Genomic DNA, 1,017 nt, shown 5'->3' with positions numbered 1-1,017 from the left:
GTCCGCCATCGGCCCTTTCGCCATCCACAAGTACCTTCCCGCGCTGCCTTCCATCGGGCACAGCCTGGGCGCCTCCATGGGCGCGGTGCAAGCCAGCCTGATGGCGTTTTTCATCTCCCTCGGCATTGGGCAAATCATCTACGGCCCGGTCTCCGACATGGTGGGCCGCAAGCCGCCGCTGTACTTCGGCCTGCTGCTGTTTGCCGCCGGCAGCATCGGCTGCGCGCTGGCGCCTGACATCCAGACGCTGGTGGTGCTGCGCTTCATCCAGGGCCTGGGCGCCTGCGCCGGCATGGTGGTGCCGCGCGCGGTAGTGCGAGACCTGCATACCGGCCACGACGCCGCGCGCCTCATGTCCCTGCTGATGTTGGTCTTCAGCGTCTCGCCCATCCTGGCGCCGCTGGCCGGCAGCTTCCTCATTGAGGCCTTCGGCTGGCGCAGCGTGTTCTGGGCCGTCACCGTGGCCGCCGCTGCAGGGTTGGTGCTGGTGGCCTTCACTCTGCCGGAAACGCGACCGCCCGAACAACGCGTGGACAGCAGCTTTGGCAGCGCATTGACCGCCTACGGCGTGCTGCTGCGCGACCGCCATTTCATGGGCCTGGTGTTCATCGGCGCCTTCGGCATCTCGAGCTTTTTTGCCTACCTTGCCAACTCGTCCTTTGTGCTGATCAACCACTACGGCCTGACACCGCGCCAGTACAGCATCGCCTTTGCAGTCAACGCAGCCTCCTTCATCGGGGTTTCGCAGTTCACCGGCAAGCTGGCTGCGCGTTTCGGGCTTGTGCCCATCGTGAAAGTGGCCGTGACGGGTTATGCCGCCGTGATGGCCCTGCTGCTGGTGCTGAACCTGGTGGGCATCGAAAGGCTGGACGTGATGATCGCGCTGATGCTGGTGGGCTATGGATTTCTGGGCTTGGTGGTTCCAACCACCGCCGTACTGGCACTGGAAGAACACGGCGCCATAGCCGGCACGGCCTCGGCCCTCATGGGCACCTTGCAGTTTGTCACCGGCGCGGT

The 1,017-nt window shown here is 65.1% G+C and carries 1 protein-coding gene; it reads left to right on the top strand.

Going from position 1 to position 1,017, the window contains the following annotated elements:
- A partial coding sequence (locus tag AC1DWI_RS24345) for a multidrug effflux MFS transporter (protein ID WP_477726067.1) occupies positions 1-1,017 on the top strand: 1,017 nt, incomplete at both ends.

This window comes from Polaromonas sp. P3_C2 (genome assembly GCF_056402675.1).
The sequence above is the reverse complement of the archived record's forward strand: the minus strand, read 5'-3'. Positions and strand labels throughout refer to the sequence as shown.